Below are 18,408 nucleotides of genomic sequence, written 5' to 3'. Positions count from 1 at the left end.
GATTTACATATTAGGCAAAAATTTTTCATTCCGCTCTATCATTCTTATGAAGTTTGCTTCATACAATTCCAGTTCAAAGTCGGTTAAATTGGAGGAATAAATGCGGCCGCTCAAATGTTGTAAGGCTGCAAAAAGGTCGTGCACCACATCCTGGACGGTTAACTTCACCTTTAATAATTCATGTAAAGACGCCATCGTGCTCGGATTTACGTTTGGGTACTTGAAATGTTCGGCTTCTCCTTTTGCCGCCTTGTCATAAAACTGTTTAATCACGTTTGCGCGCGCTGCTCCGCTTCCTGTGATGCATAAATAAATTTGAACCGCTACGCCTCTCTTAAGACGGCGCTGAGAAATGCCGGCAAATTTTTTGCCGTGAATGCTGAGGTCGTAGCTCCCGGGACAATATGAACCGACAATTTCTCCTGCTTCGACTTCTGCACCATACGGTTTCAAGATGAAACAGATTAAATCCTTCATCGCATCATAACCACGGTTAATGTCAATCCCTTTTTCCTTTTCCGGCAAAATGATCGATACGTTTAAAATCCCTTCATCCAAAACAACAGCCAACCCGCCGGAATTTCGAACGATGACTTTATATCCTTGTTTTTTTAAAAACTCTACTCCATCTTTTAAAAACGGGGCTCTTGTATCTTGAATGCCGAGAACAATCGTATCATGATGCACCCAAGTGCGGACTGTCGCGGGGGACATGCCGCTCCCGACTGTCGTGCACAACGTATCATCGTAAGCGAATGATTGCTTGGCATCAAAAAAGAGTCCTAAGCTTGAATGATCGATGATTCTCCATTCCGGCTGTTTTAATAATTCGTTCATTGCTGTGATAATCCTTTCAGTCGTGTGTTTTTAAGCATGAAAAGGATAGTAGAAATCGGCTATTTCGTTTATTTTTCCTCAGATTTTTCGCTGAAGCTTTCGAAAAATATAAGAGCTGTAACATACATGTAATCGGTCGATTTCTACAAGGACTGGCCTCTTGTTATGACATCTGAAATATATATCGTCCTTTTTTATAGTATATCATAGGAGCTGCATCTTCTTTGAAAAATAAATAAGGGCTTGCGTCAAGACTATGCGCAAACCCTTATTTTGCCTATATGTCTAAAACCACGGCATGAGCCTTCTCCATAATGGTTTATCCTTTTTTTTCCGCCCGCTGTTTTTCGGCTCTTCCATATTGTCGCGGTGCTCCATACAATATTTTGTTGGTTCCGTGCCTTTCACATAATACGCAAGGCGGGAGACGGGACAATCTTTCGTCGCTAAAAGCCCGTTTTCCGGATTGACATAAACGCCGACAACTCCTTCAGGCGGCTTAAATTGTTTTACAGGTTCATGTTTCAACGCTTCTTCCATAAAGCCGGCCCAAATTTTTTTCGAATAGGCGCGTTCCTCGACCATGTCAATCGTCTTTCCTTTGTCATAACCTGTCCATACACCTGCTACGAGCTGCGGGGCAAATCCGATCATCCAGCTGTCAGTCTTTGTCGTCCCGGATTTCCCAGCAAAAGGTCTTGATAGTTGATCGATAATGTTTTCCCCTGTAACAGTTGTATAACTGTTTAGCTTTCGATCAAACATGCCGGTCATTAAATGTGCGGTGATAAAGGCTGTTTGTTCATTTAGAATTTGCTCCTTTTTAACATTTGCCTCATACAAGACTTTTCCATTTTTATCAATGATTTTACGGACAAATATCGGTTTTATTTTTTGACCGCCGTTCGCTAAAATGCCGTAAGCGTTCATGAGATCGAGCGGCCTTACGGGAGAAGTTCCTAAAGCTAGCGACGGAACCATTTTAAAATTTTCTCCGATTCCAAAAAGCTTTCCCATTTTTATTAATTGATCCATACCGATAAACATATGGGTTTTAACAGCATAAATATTATCGGACAAAGCAAGGGCTTCTATTAATGTAATTTCATCATTTGCGTAGTAGCCATTGTAGTTGCCCGGGGAATACGTGTTTGTTCCATTTTGAAAATGGAACGTTGTCGGCTCGCTTTTCAGCGTTGTGGACGGCGTAAATCCATTTTCCAAGGCTGCATAATATAGAAACGGCTTAATCGTTGAACCAGGCTGACGTTTTGCCTGAGTCATGCGGTTAAAAGGGCTCTCTTTATAATTCCGTCCGCCGATTAGAGCTTTTACCTCGCCTGTTTTCGGATCGATTGCCGAGAAGGCAACTTGGATATCCGAGTCTTTCCTCATGACTTTTTCTACAGTCGATTCAGCAATTTTTTGCAGATTTGGATCAAGAGTAGTAAAAATTTTCAGACCGGCTGTTTCAATTAATTGGTGGTCCTGCAATATTTCTTTTACTTCTTTCATAACCTCATCTTGAAAATAGGGGGCGAACTTTTCTGTTTTGGTGTTTTCGTTCGTTTTGAACGTTAATTTTTCCTTTGCAGCCAGTTCACTTTCTTTTTTTGTAATTAACCCTTGTTTGACCATTGTCTGCAAAATCATCTCTTGTCTTTTTTTTGATAAATCATAGTTCACCATCGGTGAATAGGAGTACGGTCCTTTCGGAATGCCGGCAAGTAGAGCTGCTTCGGCGAGCGTCAAGTCCTTTGCCTTTTTGTCGAAGTAATAACGGGAGGCCGCCTCGACCCCGTAGGCTCCGTGTCCATAATATATTGTATTTAAATAGCCTTCTAAAATTTTTTCTTTCGAGTAGTTCATCTCGAGCCGAATGGTATAAAAAGCTTCTGTCATTTTCCGAGCCCACGTTTTTTCAAATCCAAGATATAAATTTCTTGCGTATTGCTGGGTGATTGTGCTGGCTCCCTGCACCTTTGCCATCGCTTTGAGATCGGCAACGGCAGCACCTGCTATTCGTTTAAAATCAAAACCGTGATGATCATAAAAATTTTTGTCCTCAATAGCGATTGTCGCATTGATTAAATAGGGTGAAATTTCATCAAGTTCCACCCAAAAACGGCGGCCGCCGTGATGCTCCTCACCGATTTTCGTTCCGTTGCTTGCGTACAATACAGTTGATTGCGGCACAACAATGGAAGGAGCGCCTTGTACTTTAGCCGCAATCAAAACAACCGCAATACAAATAGCTGCCGCAGCAAAAACAAAAAAATGAATAAAAAATAATGCCCGGATTGTTTTGATGGTAAGACGAATGCCTTTTGGCGTCATCGCTTCCATTTCCATCACCTCTTAAGCCCGTTCGTTTTGTTATTCAGTATGAGGTGATTCGCCAGTTTTTAAACTTCCACCTATGAAAAATGAAATTTATTCTTTGCAATTTTGATAGATTCCACTATACTTTTTTTGAGGTTTACGTGTTGTCTGTTCAAATTAGGGAAAGATATTGGAAAAACATATGAAAGGAAGATTAAATCTTGGGAGGACTTTGGTATACAGAAAAACAGACAGAACATTTCGGGATTACGATGAAAATTAAACGCACTTTACATACAGAACAGACCGAATTCCAAAAATTGGAGGTAGTGGAGACAGAAGAATTCGGCAACATGCTTTTCTTGGATGGAATGGTAATGACATCGCAAAAAGACGAATTTGTCTACCATGAAATGATGGCCCATGTACCGTTGTTTACTCATCCGAAGCCAGAATATGTGCTAGTTGTCGGAGGAGGAGACGGAGGCGTTATCCGTGAAGTGCTGAAGCATCCAAGTGTAAAAAAAGTAACACTTGCAGAAATTGACGGCAAAGTGATCGAGTATTCAAAAAAATACTTGCCGGAAATTGCCGGAAAACTAGATGATCCACGCGTTGAAGTGAAAGTTGGCGACGGCTTTATGCACATTGCACAAAGCGAAAATCAATATGACTGCATTATGGTTGATTCAACCGAGCCTGTCGGTCCTGCGGTCAACCTCTTTACAAAAGGGTTTTATGCAGGAATATCCAAAGCTTTGAAGGAGGACGGCGTTTTTGTCGCGCAAACGGATAATCCTTGGTTTAAGGCAGATTTGATAAAAAATGTCTATCATGATGTGAAAGAGATTTTCCCGATTACAAGGCTATATACTGCAAACATCCCGACATATCCTAGCGGGCTGTGGACGTTCACGATCGGATCGAAGAAATATGATCCAATTGAGGTAAGTGACGATCGTTTCTTTGACTTGGATTCTAAATATTACACGAAAGAAATTCATAAAGCTGCATTCGCTTTACCGAAGTTTGTTTCCGAAATAATTAAATAGCCTTTAGGAAAACTGAACAAAAAGCGAATAGCATAATACAGTTTAAGCAAGAGGGATCAGCCTCTTGCTTTTTCAGACAGGAGGGTGATGTCCATGCGATTTGATGAAGCTTATTCAGGAAATGTTTTTATTAGAAGCCATCCAAGCTTTGAGGAAAGTGAAGCAGTCATTTATGGAATGCCGATGGATTGGACAGTCAGCTACCGGCCAGGCTCCCGTTTCGGTCCGGCCCGCATTCGGGAGGTTTCCATCGGGTTGGAAGAATACAGTCCTTATTTAGATCGTGAGCTTGGGGACGTAAAATATTTTGATGCAGGCGATATTCCTCTTCCGTTTGGAAATGCAAAGCGGAGCATTGAGTTGATTGAAGAGTTTGTGGACAAAATTTTAAAAGCGGATAAATTTCCTCTCGGAATTGGAGGAGAGCACCTTGTAACATGGCCTGTCATTAAAGCGATGCATAAAAAATATCCAAATTTAGCGGTCATTCATATCGATGCGCATACAGATTTGCGCGAGCATTATGAAGGCGAGCCTCTGTCTCATGCCACTCCGATCCGGAAAGCAAGCGATTTGATTGGCCCGGAAAATATTTTTTCATTCGGCATCCGATCTGGGATGAAGGAGGAGTTTGAATGGGCGAAAGAGGCTGGACTTTACATTGCCAAATTTGAAGTGCTCGAGCCGCTCAAAAAGATTCTTCCGAAACTTTCACAAAGACCTGTATATGTTACGATTGACATCGATGTGCTGGATCCTGCTCACGCGCCGGGAACCGGAACAGTCGATGCTGGCGGCATTACATCAAAAGAGCTGCTTGCTTCTATACATGAAATTGCCCGTTCTGATGTGAAAGTTGTCGGCGCTGATTTAGTTGAAGTCGCACCTGTATATGACCATTCAGAACAAACAGCGAATACAGCGAGCAAATTGATTCGCGAAATGTTATTAGGCTGGGTGGCAAAAAGAAAGTAAAGTCATTTTTCTGCCATAGTGCTTCTGCTATGGCTTTTTATTATTCAAAAGCTGAACAGCTTGGATCGAGCGTCAAGCGGCAGGCAGGCCAATATAAAGCTTTTAACAGCAAATGATTTCCACTAAAATATAGAATAAATCCCTAAAAAGGATGATATAAAGATATGCGCGTACCTGTTCAAATTTATGTTCAAAACAAGATTTTTCAAAATCAAACAGAAGAAGAGCGGATTGAATTTTATACAACCGGGGAATTTTTCAAAAAGCAGCACACTTTTTATTTGGTTTATGATGAGATTCAAGATGATGAAACCGTTAAGACGTTAATCAAAATCAGCGAAAAGGAAACGACTCTCATACGTTCCGGAGGCATTCGCTTAAGACAGCGCTTCAAGCAGGGACAAAAAACGTATGCCAATTATGAAACACCGTACGGGACGCTGAAGCTCGCAGCAGAGACAAAATCGCTTATCTGGCATACAGATGAAGAAAAACATGGTACACTTAGCATAGAATATTTGCTCGAAATAAATGGAGATACCCCTCGTTTACACAGTTTAAGCATTCAATTTAAGAAGGAGGAGCATTGAATGAACATTGTAGATGAAGTAAAGGAGCAGCTGAAACAAGAAATAAAAAATGCTGTATTGAAAGCAAACATCGCAGAAGAGGAGCAAATTCCGGAAGTTATTTTAGAGGTGCCGAAAGAAAAAGCACACGGCGATTACTCAACAAACATGGCCATGCAGCTTGCTCGCATAGCTAAAAAAGCGCCTCGGGCGATTGCAGAGGAAATTGTTCAACATTTTGATCGAACGAAAGCATCCATTGAAAAAATTGATATTGCTGGTCCGGGCTTTATTAATTTTTTCATGAATAATGAATATTTAACTAAGTTGATTCCAGCCATTATTCAAGCGGGTGACAAATACGGCGAATCAAATGTTGGGGAAGGTAAAAAAATCCAAGTGGAGTTCGTTTCTGCAAACCCGACGGGAGATCTTCACTTAGGGCATGCGCGCGGAGCAGCATTCGGCGACTCTCTTTGCAACATTTTAGAAAAAGCGGGGTATGATGTAACCCGGGAATATTATATTAATGACGCTGGAAATCAGATTCACAATTTAGCTCTGTCCGTAGAGGCAAGATATTTAGAAGCGCTTGGAAAAGAAGCGGAAATGCCTGAAGACGGGTACTATGGACAAGATATTATGGAAATCGGAAAAAAAATTGCTGATGAATATGGCGACAGTCTGCTTGAAAAAAGCGAAGAAGAACGGCTGCAATTTTTCCGTGACCTCGGTCTGAAATATGAGCTTGAGAAAATTAGAAAAGACCTCGAAGAATTTCGCGTTTCCTTCGATGTTTGGTATTCTGAGACATCCCTATACAAAAGTGGCAAAATTGATGAGGCGCTCGACATGCTTCGGAAAAACGGCCACATTTATGAACAGGACGGGGCAACATGGTTCCGCTCTACTGCATTTGGCGATGATAAAGATAGAGTGTTGATTAAGAAGGATGGGTCTTATACGTATTTAACACCAGATATTGCTTATCATAAAGATAAATTGGATCGCGGCTTTGATAAGCTGATAAACATTTGGGGCGCGGATCATCATGGCTATATACCGAGAATGAAAGCAGCCATTCAGGCGCTGGGGTATGATCAAAATGTTCTTGAAGTGGAAATTATGCAAATGGTCAGCCTCTTTAAAAACGGCGAAAAAGTGAAAATGTCAAAACGTACTGGCAAGGCTGTCACGATGAGAGAATTGATCGAAGAAGTCGGCTTGGATGCCGTTCGTTACTTTTTTGCTATGAGAAGCGGCGACTCGCATATGGATTTTGACTTGGATTTGGCTGTATCGGAATCAAATGAAAATCCTGTCTATTACGCACAATACGCTCATGCGCGTGTATGCAGCATTCTCCGCCAAGGAAACGAGCAAGGCCTGTCTTACAACGCAAACGAAAGCGATCTTTTGAATGAAATTCAATCTGAGAAAGAAATAGAGCTGTTAAAAAAGCTTGGTGAATTCCCTGGCGTTGTCGCTGAAGCCGCAGAGAAAAGAATTCCGCATCGGATTACGAATTACATTTTTGAGCTGGCATCTGTACTACACAGCTTCTACAATGCAGAAAAGGTGCTTGATGCAAGCAATGAAATGAAATCTAAGGCGCGGCTTGCTCTTATGAAAGCAACGCAAATCACGCTGAAAAATGCCCTTACCTTAATTGGCGTTTCCGCTCCTGAAAAAATGTAACGAATTTAGATGTGGGAAATGATTCGAGTAAAAGGGAATAGGAACGCTTTCCGATTTTAACCTAATCGCATCTCTTTTTCTAGGATGTTAAAACGAAGAGAGCAGAAAAAGCCTTTTTTCAACAAGTTATTGTGTGAAAAAGGGCTTTTTGCTTTTTTGTTTGCATATATTTGAAGGAGACATGCTATTTATTTTCCGACAGCTGTGCTGTTTTTTGAGTTATAACCCATTTTGTATTTTGTTTATGATAGGGAAGAGCTTATTCATTTTTTGCTGTATTAAACAGGATCCATCATACTGTTTTTTGAAATGAGGCTGAACCAGCTGAGACTATGGAAAAGCAGACAATGAAAAAAGCGAAAAACAAAAAACGCGATCCAAAAGTAAATTGCAGGCTCTATTGCTAGGTCAAGAGAGTTTTCCACAGCGATGTGAACGCTGTTTGAGTTGTTCAGCAAACGCCCGGCAGTCGTTGCAGAGATTATTGGTCGCTTAGTTATATTGAAAACTAACATCCTCATAAATCATTTTGAAAAACCCCGTTCTTTTGCAGAAATGTCATTAACTGTTTTCGGCCGCGGAAAATTTTTGTTTTCACCGTATTTTTAGGCAAATTCATCTGCTGGGCAATTTCTGTATAGGATAATCCCTGCTGCCGCAATAGAATAATCTTTTTTGTATTAGGATCCATTTCGTTTAATGCATTTTGCACATATTCAATCATTTGTTTTAATAAGGCCTCGGATTCGGGATTCCATTCTGAGCAGTTGTGCAAAATTGCTTCTTGCTGCAGATGGTTTAGCAAATGATTGTTTCGTTGAATTTTTCGAAGATGGTCGGTGGCTGTATTTTTTGAGACAGTCGTAATCCAAGCGCTGATATTGGTAGGCATATCATTCGTTTGAAAATATATATATATTTTAATACAAACTTCTTGGACGATATCATCAACAAGAGATTCGTTTTTCACAGTCCTTTTGACAGTTTTTTTTATTTGATGATGGTGTTGTTTAATGAGCCCGACAATGTCAGTCGTATCCATTTTTCCGGCACTCCTCTAGCAAAATGAACAAATAAATTTTGGAATTTGTTCAATATTTTAGAAATCAATAACTGTCATTATATACGAAACAAAGGAAAAATGGTTCCGATTTTCAACGATTTGGTGAATTGACTGAACGTTCATTCATTATATAATATAATTAAGAAACATCCGAAATTTCAGTCAAATACAACAGGGGGATTTTATGAATGGGGGAGAATAATGAATACACTATTATGGATTAATTTTTTTGCGTTTTTGCTTGTAACCGTTTACGCAGTGTATTTGTTTATTTATTTAATTCAAACTAGAATTGCTTATATCAAACTTGGAAAAAAAGAAGAATTCGACGGGAAGGTAAAAGAACGTTTCGAACGGATTTGGGTCAATGTGTTCGGACAGAAAAAACTATTAAAAGACAAGAAAATGGGCTGGGTTCATGTTATTTTTTTCTACGGCTTTATTCTTGTCCAATTCGGTGCGATTGATTTCATTTTAAAAGGGCTGATTCCGGGGAGCCATTTGCCTTTCGGACCGTTGTACCCGATTTTCACCTTTTTCCAAGAAATTGTTACCCTCCTTATTTTAGTAGCGGTAGTTGCTGCTTTTTACCGGCGATACATTGAAAAGCTTGTCCGTTTAAAACGAGGGTTTAAATCCGGACTTGTCCTTATTTTTATCAGCGGATTAATGCTGTCTGTACTGCTTGGAAACGGAATGTACATGATTTGGAGGGGATATGAACGAAGCTTTAGTGAACCTGTTGCCTCATCGGCTGCTTTCCTGCTGGGCTTTGTCGGTGAAACAGGCGCCGCTGTTATTTTTTACGTTTTTTGGTGGGTGCACCTGCTCATTTTGCTCACATTTTTAGTGTATGTCCCTCAGTCTAAACATGCCCATTTAATTGCAGGACCTGCCAATGTTTTTTTAAGTCGTTTGTCAAATCCAGGGAAGTTGGAGAAAATTGATTTTGAAGACGAAACTCAAACATCATATGGAGTCGGAAAAATTGAAGATTTCCGGCAAACGCAGCTTCTCGATTTGTACGCCTGTGTTGAATGCGGACGGTGTACAAATATGTGTCCGGCGACTGGTACTGGAAAAATGCTTTCGCCGATGGATTTAATCATAAAGCTTCGGGATCATTTAACAAATAAAGGGGCTGCCATCACTTCCAAGTCCCCTTGGGTGCCTGCCTTTGCATTTCAAAATACGATGGGAAATCAGCTGGCCCTTCAGTCGCTGCAAAAGGGAACAGGTGAAGCGGCGGCGGCTCTTGACTACAATCCAAGCCTCATCGGAGAGGTCATTTCAGAGGAAGAAATATGGGCATGTACGACGTGCCGGAATTGTGAAGACCAATGTCCAGTAATGAACGAACATGTCGATAAAATCATTGACCTGCGCCGCTACCTTGTATTAACAGAAGGAAAAATGAATCCGGATGCGCAGCGGGCGATGCAAAACATTGAGCGGCAAGGAAATCCGTGGGGCCTAAACCGCAAAGATAAGGAAAATTGGCGCAAATCACGAGAAGATGTCTACGTGCCAACGGTGAAGGAATTGAAAAAGCAAGGCGAGGAGTTTGAATATTTATTCTGGGTCGGTTCCATGGGATCATTTGATAATCGCAGCCAAAAAATCGCTTTATCGTTTGCTAAACTTTTGAACGAAGCAGGTGTGAAATTTGCTATATTAGGAAATAAAGAGAAAAATTCAGGTGACACACCGAGGCGCCTCGGCAATGAGTTTTTATTTCAAGAGCTTGCTGCAAGCAACATAGCCGAATTTGAAAAATATAATGTGAAGAAAATTGTTACAATCGACCCGCATGCTTACAACATATTTAAAAATGAATATCCGGATTTCGGTTTTGAAGCCGAAGTATACCATCATACAGAACTTTTAGCAAAACTGTTGAAAGAAAAGAAGCTCGTTCCGAAATATGAAGTGAATGAAACGATTACTTTCCACGATTCTTGTTATCTTGGAAGATACAACGAAATTTATGATCCACCCCGTGAAATTTTGGCATCCATTCCAGGTGTAAAAGTTGTTGAAATGGAACGGAATCGGGAAACGGGCATGTGCTGTGGAGCCGGCGGCGGTCTTATGTGGATGGAGGAAGACACGGGAGTGCGCATCAATGTTGCGCGCACCGAACAAGCATTAGCTGTCAATCCAAGCGTGATCAGCTCCGGATGTCCATATTGTCTAACAATGCTGACAGATGGAACGAAAGCAAAAGAGGTTGAAAATAAAGTGAAAACGTACGATGTAGCGGAGCTGCTGGAAAAAGCTGTTTTTGGCGAATCGAAGGAGCAAGAGCTCATTTCATAAAGATATGATTAGATAGAAAGCAATTTTAAAAGGCGCCACAAGGGCGCCTTAAGATTTTAAAAAATAGAAAGATAGACAATGGAATTTGACGAAAAAATTTAAAATCAAGACACAATACGGTAGCATAAAGTTGTAAAATTTGTTTATAATGAATGGTATGCAAACGTATCATATGGTACATCACTGAAAGGGCGGCATTCATCATTCGGAATTATATCATGCTTTATTCTATTTTCGTTGCCCTTTCATTTAATAAAGATAGATGAAAGACGAGAAAGGGAGTGCCTGACCTTGAGCTTAACGCAATACTCGCAGGAGCAGCTGAAAGAAATGTCGATGGTGGATATCGCTTACCTTATTCTTTCCGAAAAAAGGCAAGCTATACCGTTTGAGGAATTAATGAAAGAAGTTAGCAGTTTATTAGGGCTTTCGGAGGAAGAAGCGACCGAACGCATTGCACAGTTTTATACGGATTTAAATATAGATGGAAAATTTATTTGCATTGGGGAAAATAGCTGGGGCATTAAGAGCTGGTATCCGCTCGATCAAATTGAAGAAGAAACCCAGCCGACGGTTAAAACGAAGAAGAAAAAAGCGAAGATTGCATACGATGAAGAAGATCTTGACGATTATGAAGACTTGGTTGAAGACGATCTTGACTATGACGATCTTGACGATTATGTGGATGAAGAAGAGCTTGATCTTGATGAAGAAGACGATGATTTTGAGGACGAAGAAGATGATGAAAGCTTTGATGATGAACTAATTGACGATGATTACGATGTAGAAGATGACGAGTTGGATGCTGATTTCGATCTCGATGAGGAAGAATTGGACGAACAATAATGTCCTAAATTTAAGGGTTGACTTTCATAGTTTTCCTCGCTAATATTTTAATTGGGCTTTAAAAGTACGGAAAACAAATTACAATATGAAAGCTCCCTTTCCGAAAAGGAAGGGAGCTTTCATATTTTTTTGTTGATGCCTTCTGACGATTTATTTTGTGCAAATTAACAAAAGGATAGATTGCAACTGGAGGGAATTTTTGCATGACCAAGTATATTTTTGTAACCGGTGGCGTTGTTTCATCTTTAGGGAAAGGAATTACTGCCGCATCTCTTGGCAGACTTCTAAAAAACCGCGGGTTGAATGTGACGATTCAAAAATTCGATCCATATATCAATGTTGATCCGGGAACAATGAGTCCGTATCAGCACGGCGAAGTGTTCGTGACGGATGACGGCGCTGAGACTGACCTCGATTTAGGCCATTACGAGCGCTTTATTGATATTAATTTAAATAAGTACAGCAATGTCACAACAGGAAAAATTTATTCGGCCGTCATTAAAAAAGAACGGAGAGGCGATTATTTAGGCGGAACCGTTCAAGTCATCCCCCATATTACGAATGAAATTAAAGACCGCGTTTTTCGCGCTGGCAGAGAAACAAATGCTGATGTCGTTATTACCGAAATCGGCGGTACGGTCGGAGATATTGAATCATTGCCGTTTTTGGAAGCAATCCGCCAAATGAAAAATGAAGCAGGCCGCAAAAACGTCATGTACATTCATTGTACTCTTGTGCCATATATTAAAGCAGCAGGAGAAATGAAAACAAAGCCGACACAGCATAGTGTGAAAGAATTGCGCTCATTGGGAATACAGCCAAATGTGATTGTAGTGCGCACAGAAATGCCGATTTCCCAAGAGATGAAAGATAAAATTGCTTTGTTCTGCGACATTGAACCGAAAGCTGTCATTGAATGCCGTGATGCCGATATTCTTTACAGCGTCCCTTTAGCATTGCAAGAACAAAACCTTGATCAAATTGTTTGCGATTATTTGGATCTTCAATGCGGACAAGCTGATATGACGGAATGGATCGAGCTTGTCAATAAAGTCCGCAATTTATCAAAAACAGTTAAAATCGCCTTAGTCGGCAAATATGTCGAGCTTCAGGACGCCTATATTTCCGTTGTGGAAGCTTTGAAGCATGCCGGATATTATTATGATGCCGATGTGGAAATTGATTGGATCAATGCGGAGCATGTTACGAAAGAGAATGTAGCAGACTTGCTTCAGGGAGCTGAAGGTATATTAGTTCCTGGCGGATTTGGAGACAGGGGAGTGGAAGGGAAAATAATCGCGACTCAATACGCCCGCGAACAAAAAATTCCTTTCCTTGGCATCTGTCTTGGCATGCAGGTAGCTTCGATCGAGTTTGCCCGCAACGTTCTAGGATTAAAAGGTGCGAATTCATCTGAAATTGATCCAAACACTCCATATCCGATTATTGACTTGCTTCCGGAGCAAAAAGAAGTAGAGGATTTAGGAGGAACGCTCCGTCTTGGTTTATATCCTTGCAAATTGAAAGAAGGAACAAAGGCTTATGAAGCCTACAACGATGAAGTAATTTATGAACGTCATCGCCATCGGTACGAATTTAACAATGAGTTCCGTCAGCAAATGGAAGAGGCCGGATTTGTATTCTCCGGAACAAGTCCAGATGGACGGTTAGTAGAAATCATTGAATTACAAGACCACCCTTGGTTTGTTGCGTCCCAATTCCATCCGGAGTTTACATCACGGCCAACTAGACCGCAGCCCCTTTTCCGGGAGTTCATTCACGCTTCTCTAAACAAGAAAAATCAATAAGAAATGAAAGAAAAGGTTGTCTGAACGATTGGTTAGACAGCCTTTTTTTTGCTCGTAATACAAATTTTTTTATTACGACAATAGCAAAAAATCGCCTCTTTCACTGTTTTCCAAAAGCAGCGGCTTTGTTTTTCATTTTGAAGAAAGAATCGATCGGGAAATCGACGCTGTTCTAAATTTAAAAAACATCCCTATAAACGGCGTCGCATTTTACATAAAATTTTATTAGAGTATCGAAAAAAAACTTATACGCGATTTTTCATAAAAACGCATTGTAAATCATGAAACAGGTCATCAGCCTCTCTGCACTACAAAATGTATTGATAAAGGTCTAAAGTCTGTACAAGAGAGGACTAAATTTGAAATCAATAGGTTTCTATGCTAATTCATATAAAAAGAAATTGGCGATTTGCCAATTTCTTCGCATTTCTTGCATGTAAAGTTTATTCTTCATGTTCCTCCAATATTTCTTTCACAGTCAAAAATAAGCAGTAGTAAACATATAATGAAGTCATGAGCACAGGGAAGCCGATTCGTTCATTATGTTCAGTGGGAATAATGGGTTTTGTTAATTTGGAATCTACATGTATATCGACAAATTGCTGTAAGCTTTTTTCGCCGTTAACAGCTGCGGAAACCCCAACGGTTGGAATCCCTTTTTCGGCCAATTGCTGCGCAGTATCAATCGCATCAAGATCAGTCGAAAACGGAGTGAAAAGGAGAACGCGGTCTGCTGCGGTTACGTTATCCACATCAGGCAAAGGCTTGCATGCCGGAAAGGATTCTCCTTTTTCAACTTGGGCATAAATTCCTTCAAGAATTCCCCATCCTTTTACATAAATGGCGCCTTCTCCGATTGCAGCTTGCGCCAGAAGACGTGCGGCATCTTCTATTTGGCTGTTTTCTTTCTCTTGAATTCTTTGGAAAAACCCTGTTAATTGTGTCGTAAAAATTTTTAACATTCAATCATCAGCCACCTTTATACAAAGTTCTCTGCTTATATAATAAGAAAAAGCGGCGAAGAATCAAAATATGAATAATTTGTGAACCGGTTGGCAGGAAATTGTAATTTAATCGAGAATACATAACTAAATAAAATTTTAAAAAGTATTGCATTTGTTTAAGTTAAGAGGTGTAAAAATGGATGGAAAAATTTTAATTGTCGACGATCAATACGGAATTCGGATTTTGCTGAATGAAGTGTTCAATAAAGAGGGTTATCAAACTTTTCAAGCTGCTAACGGTTTTCAGGCATTAGAAATAGCCGAAAACCATTCCCCTGATCTCGTTTTATTAGACATGAAAATTCCTGGGATGGACGGGATTGAAATTTTAAAAAGGCTAAAAAAGGTTAACCCTGATATACGAGTCATTATCATGACCGCGTATGGAGAATTGGATATGATTCAGGAAGCGAAAGATTTAGGGGCATTAACACACTTCGCCAAGCCGTTTGACATTGACGAGCTGCGGGATACAGTGAGAAAATATTTGCCTTCCCGAGCGAAATAAAGTGTATAATCCATGAATTTATCGGGATAAAGTTGCCGAAATCCTCATAAGTTGGTATTCTATTTAGTAAGAAAAGATGATTGGCATCATACATACATTTTTCTTGCTCAGGTCATGCTAGATTTGAGCTTTTCGCTAATCGCAACATAGGCTACTTAATTTAAGGAGGATTTTTCGATGCCCTTAGTTTCAATGACTGAAATGTTAAATCGTGCAAAAGAAAACGGCTATGCTGTAGGACAGTTTAATTTAAACAATCTCGAGTTCACACAAGCAATTCTGCAAGCAGCAGAAGAAGAAAAATCACCGGTTATTTTAGGCGTTTCTGAAGGCGCTGGTCGCTATATGGGCGGTTTTAAAACGGTTGTGAACATGGTAAAAGGTTTGATGGAAGATTATAAAATTACCGTTCCAGTTGCCATCCATTTAGATCACGGCTCAAGCTTTGAATCATGTGCAAAAGCTATTCATGCCGGCTTTACTTCTGTTATGATCGATGCCTCTCATCATCCTTTTGAAGAGAATGTCGCTTTAACTTCCAAAGTAGTGGAGCTTGCTCATCTACATGGTGTTTCTGTTGAAGCGGAATTAGGTGTTGTCGGCGGACAGGAAGATGACGTAGTAGGAGAAGGAATTATTTACGCTGATCCAAATGAATGTGAAGAGCTTGTAAAACGGACAGGTATTGATTGCCTAGCTCCTGCATTGGGATCTGTTCACGGTCCGTATAAAGGAGAGCCGAACCTAGGCTTTAAAGAAATGGAGGAAATCAGCAACCGGACTGGCGTTCCATTGGTACTGCACGGGGGAACAGGAATTCCGACAAAGGATATTCAAAGAGCAATTTCTTTAGGAACTGCGAAAATTAACGTTAATACAGAAAACCAAATAGCATCTGCTAAACGCGTACGCGAAGTTTTGGCAGAAAATCCGGATATGTATGATCCGCGCAAATATTTAGGTCCTGCCCGGGAAGCCATTAAAGAAACAGTTAAAGGCAAAATGCGCGAATTCGGTTCATCCGGAAAAGCAGAATAAATAGATAAGGTTTCATATTTCTTTATGCAATTAACGGCCGCCTTTCTTTTATGAAGTATGGCGGTTTCGTTTCTTGTTTTTGCGAAAGCGATCACATAAGGGAGGTACTAGGCATGTTATTTTTTATTGATACAGCAAATATCGAAGAAATTAAGGAAGCTCAATCACTAGGCGTTTTGTCAGGAGTAACAACTAACCCTAGCTTGGTTGCAAAAGAAAAAGGCGTAACGTTTGAAGAAAGATTGAAAGAAATTACATCCATTGTTTCCGGATCTGTCAGCGCGGAAGTCATCTCAACTAAAGCGGAAGAAATGATTAAGGAAGGTCAAGAATTAGCTAAAATTGCACCAAATATTACGATAAAAGTTCCTATGACCCCTGATGGTCTAAAAGCAGTCAAAAAATTCTCAGAATTAGGAATTCATACAAACGTGACGCTTATTTTTAACGCCAATCAAGCGCTACTAGCTGCAAGAGCAGGTGCTACATATGTTTCTCCTTTTTTAGGTCGGTTAGATGACATCGGTCATAATGGATTGAATCTCATTTCGGAAATCTCCCAAATATTTGATATTCATGGCATTGATACGAAAATTATTGCTGCTTCCATCCGTCATCCGCAGCATGTAACTGAGGCAGCATTGCGCGGAGCTCATATTGCCACGATTCCTTATAAAGTGTTGATGCAGCTGTTCAAACATCCGCTGACTGATCAAGGTATTGAGAAATTTTTAGCAGACTGGAACAATCGATAAATGATAAAACGGGGGATTTCCCCCGTTTGAAAAATCTTTTGCCGCAGAATCCGGTCGTTTGAACTTGCTGTAACGCCTGAAGGAGTAGAATCTGCTCGTTTTTCTGATGAACGTTTTGTCATGCCCTATCTATTTGTGTACAATAAAATTGCCGCCTTTTCGTATGTATTTTTCAACAAATGGTAATCAATGTGTAAAGAGGGCTTTTCATCATGACAGTTTGTTAAAGAAAATCTGGATCCCGTTTTCTTTAGCAAACTGTTAGGTCACAAGAAGGGAGACTGCTATGGAAAAGTTAAAAGTTGCAGGCGGGCAGAAGTTGAAAGGTACGGTGAAGGTAAGCGGCGCCAAAAATAGCGCAGTAGCATTGATTCCAGCAACAATTTTAGCAAGCTCATCCGTTACGATTGAAGGGCTTCCAGATATATCTGATGTACATATTTTGGGCGATTTATTGGAGGAAATAGGGGGCAAAGTTTCGTTTCACCAAAACGATATTACAGTCGATCCGACAAGCATGCTTTCAATGCCGCTTCCAAACGGAAAAGTGAAAAAGCTGAGAGCCTCTTATTATTTAATGGGAGCGATGCTTGGCCGGTTTAAAAAAGCGGTGATCGGGCTTCCCGGCGGCTGTCATTTAGGTCCGAGACCAATCGACCAGCACATAAAAGGGTTTGAAGCTTTAGGTGCTTCTGTAACAAATGAGCATGGTGCCATTTATTTGCGTGCGGATGAGCTTAGAGGAGCTCGGATTTTTCTTGATGTTGTAAGCGTGGGTGCCACCATAAACATCATGCTTGCAGCGGTCTTGGCAAAAGGGCGGACAATTATTGAAAATGCTGCAAAAGAACCCGAAATTATTGATGTTGCAACTTTATTATCCAGTATGGGTGCAAAAATAAAAGGGGCCGGAACGGACGTCATCCGGATCGATGGGGTTGAAAAGCTGCATGGCTGCCGCCATTCGATTATTCCGGATCGAATTGAAGCAGGAACGTATATGATTATCGGTGCTGGCATTGCAGAAGAGCTCATCGTTGACAATGTCATACCTCTTCATCTCGAATCCCTTATTGCGAAGCTTCGGGAAATGGGGGTCCATGTAGAAACGAGCGATGATCAAGTTTATATCGCCCGTCGAAATAAAGAATTAAATCCTGTCGATATAAAAACTCTCGTGTACCCGGGATTTCCAACCGATTTGCAGCAGCCTATGACAACGCTTTTGACACAGGCGAACGGAACAAGCATGGTGACAGATACCATTTACTCTTCAAGATTCAAGCATATTGATGAATTAAGAAGGATGGGTGCTCAAATCAAAGTGGAGGGTCGGTCTGCGATCATAACAGGTCCGTCAACTCTTCAAGGTGCAAAAGTAAAAGCGAGCGATCTTCGGGCAGGGGCATCGCTTGTAGCAGCGGGTTTAATGGCCGATGGAATAACAGAGGTAACCGGCATCGACCATATTGATCGCGGATACAGCCATTTAGAAGAAAAACTTGCCGGGATTGGCGCCAAAATATGGAGGGAGAAATTAACTGACCAAGAAATTCAGCAATTGCAAAATTCATAAGAATCACCAATTTTGCATGAAATGACATCAAAGGGGGA

General features: G+C 40.6%; 15 protein-coding genes. 11 read left to right on the top strand and 4 right to left on the bottom strand.

Annotated features, from left to right (window positions below; all coding sequences use genetic code 11):
• Nucleotides 1-3: 3 nt before the first annotated feature.
• Together NSQ71_RS17585 and NSQ71_RS17580 are read right to left on the bottom strand one after the other, a co-directional pair.
• Entirely contained in the window at nucleotides 4-837 is an 834-nt protein-coding gene (locus tag NSQ71_RS17585) for a lipoate--protein ligase family protein (protein WP_340734340.1), read from the bottom strand.
• Nucleotides 838-1,122: 285 nt separating this feature from the next.
• Nucleotides 1,123-3,183 (bottom strand): transglycosylase domain-containing protein, encoded by a 2,061-nt coding sequence (locus tag NSQ71_RS17580; protein ID WP_340734339.1) that lies wholly within the window; start codon nucleotides 3,181-3,183, stop codon nucleotides 1,123-1,125.
• A 197-nt stretch (nucleotides 3,184-3,380) separates the two neighbouring features.
• Between NSQ71_RS17580 and speE the strand changes: the two genes are divergently transcribed.
• From speE to argS, 4 genes are all read left to right on the top strand, one after another.
• Nucleotides 3,381-4,211, top strand: a complete 831-nt coding sequence (gene speE / locus NSQ71_RS17575) for a polyamine aminopropyltransferase (RefSeq protein WP_082829608.1) — start codon at nucleotides 3,381-3,383, stop codon at nucleotides 4,209-4,211.
• A 93-nt stretch (nucleotides 4,212-4,304) separates the two neighbouring features.
• Entirely contained in the window at nucleotides 4,305-5,186 is an 882-nt protein-coding gene (gene speB / locus NSQ71_RS17570) for an agmatinase (protein ID WP_063389049.1), read from the top strand.
• Between the two features lie 164 nt (nucleotides 5,187-5,350).
• Complete coding sequence (locus tag NSQ71_RS17565) at nucleotides 5,351-5,776, top strand: DUF1934 domain-containing protein (protein WP_063389048.1); 426 nt, start codon at nucleotides 5,351-5,353, stop codon at nucleotides 5,774-5,776.
• Nucleotides 5,777-7,453, top strand: a complete 1,677-nt coding sequence (gene argS, locus NSQ71_RS17560; protein ID WP_340734338.1) for an arginine--tRNA ligase — start codon at nucleotides 5,777-5,779, stop codon at nucleotides 7,451-7,453.
• A gap of 517 nt (nucleotides 7,454-7,970) precedes the next feature.
• On the opposite strand, the gene NSQ71_RS17555 is transcribed toward argS, so the two are convergent.
• A complete protein-coding gene (locus tag NSQ71_RS17555) occupies nucleotides 7,971-8,495 on the bottom strand; it encodes an RNA polymerase sigma factor (protein ID WP_327873552.1) in 525 nt (174 codons plus the stop codon).
• 222 nt (nucleotides 8,496-8,717) lie between these two features.
• Here NSQ71_RS17555 and NSQ71_RS17550 point away from each other — a divergent pair, with 222 nt between their 5' ends.
• From NSQ71_RS17550 to NSQ71_RS17540, 3 genes are all read left to right on the top strand, one after another.
• Nucleotides 8,718-10,835, top strand: a complete 2,118-nt coding sequence (locus NSQ71_RS17550; protein WP_117016864.1) for a (Fe-S)-binding protein — start codon at nucleotides 8,718-8,720, stop codon at nucleotides 10,833-10,835.
• 291 nt (nucleotides 10,836-11,126) lie between these two features.
• The gene (gene rpoE / locus NSQ71_RS17545) at nucleotides 11,127-11,681 is read left to right on the top strand and encodes a DNA-directed RNA polymerase subunit delta (protein ID WP_117016863.1); all 555 of its coding nucleotides are present in this window, start codon (nucleotides 11,127-11,129) and stop codon (nucleotides 11,679-11,681) included.
• Nucleotides 11,682-11,884: 203 nt separating this feature from the next.
• Complete coding sequence (locus NSQ71_RS17540; RefSeq protein ID WP_063389043.1) at nucleotides 11,885-13,489, top strand: CTP synthase; 1,605 nt, start codon at nucleotides 11,885-11,887, stop codon at nucleotides 13,487-13,489.
• A gap of 443 nt (nucleotides 13,490-13,932) precedes the next feature.
• On the opposite strand, the gene NSQ71_RS17535 is transcribed toward NSQ71_RS17540, so the two are convergent.
• Nucleotides 13,933-14,451: a DUF2529 domain-containing protein gene (locus NSQ71_RS17535; protein ID WP_063389042.1), complete on the bottom strand. Its 519-nt coding sequence runs from the start codon at nucleotides 14,449-14,451 to the stop codon at nucleotides 13,933-13,935.
• 178 nt (nucleotides 14,452-14,629) lie between these two features.
• Between NSQ71_RS17535 and NSQ71_RS17530 the strand changes: the two genes are divergently transcribed.
• From NSQ71_RS17530 to NSQ71_RS17515, 4 genes are all read left to right on the top strand, one after another.
• Complete coding sequence (locus tag NSQ71_RS17530; protein ID WP_063389041.1) at nucleotides 14,630-15,001, top strand: response regulator; 372 nt, start codon at nucleotides 14,630-14,632, stop codon at nucleotides 14,999-15,001.
• Nucleotides 15,002-15,178: 177 nt separating this feature from the next.
• Nucleotides 15,179-16,039, top strand: coding sequence for a class II fructose-bisphosphate aldolase (locus tag NSQ71_RS17525; protein WP_063389040.1), 861 nt, complete (start codon nucleotides 15,179-15,181; stop codon nucleotides 16,037-16,039).
• Between the two features lie 113 nt (nucleotides 16,040-16,152).
• Nucleotides 16,153-16,794, top strand: a complete 642-nt coding sequence (fsa, locus tag NSQ71_RS17520) for a fructose-6-phosphate aldolase (RefSeq protein ID WP_066251329.1) — start codon at nucleotides 16,153-16,155, stop codon at nucleotides 16,792-16,794.
• Between the two features lie 286 nt (nucleotides 16,795-17,080).
• Entirely contained in the window at nucleotides 17,081-18,370 is a 1,290-nt protein-coding gene (locus NSQ71_RS17515; RefSeq protein ID WP_340734336.1) for a UDP-N-acetylglucosamine 1-carboxyvinyltransferase, read from the top strand.
• Nucleotides 18,371-18,408: the final 38 nt, after the last annotated feature.

Source organism: Aeribacillus sp. FSL M8-0235 (assembly GCF_038000355.1).
In the GTDB taxonomy this organism is placed as follows: Bacteria; Bacillota; Bacilli; order Bacillales; family Aeribacillaceae; genus Aeribacillus; species Aeribacillus composti.
The sequence above is the reverse complement of the archived record's forward strand: the minus strand, read 5'-3'. Positions and strand labels throughout refer to the sequence as shown.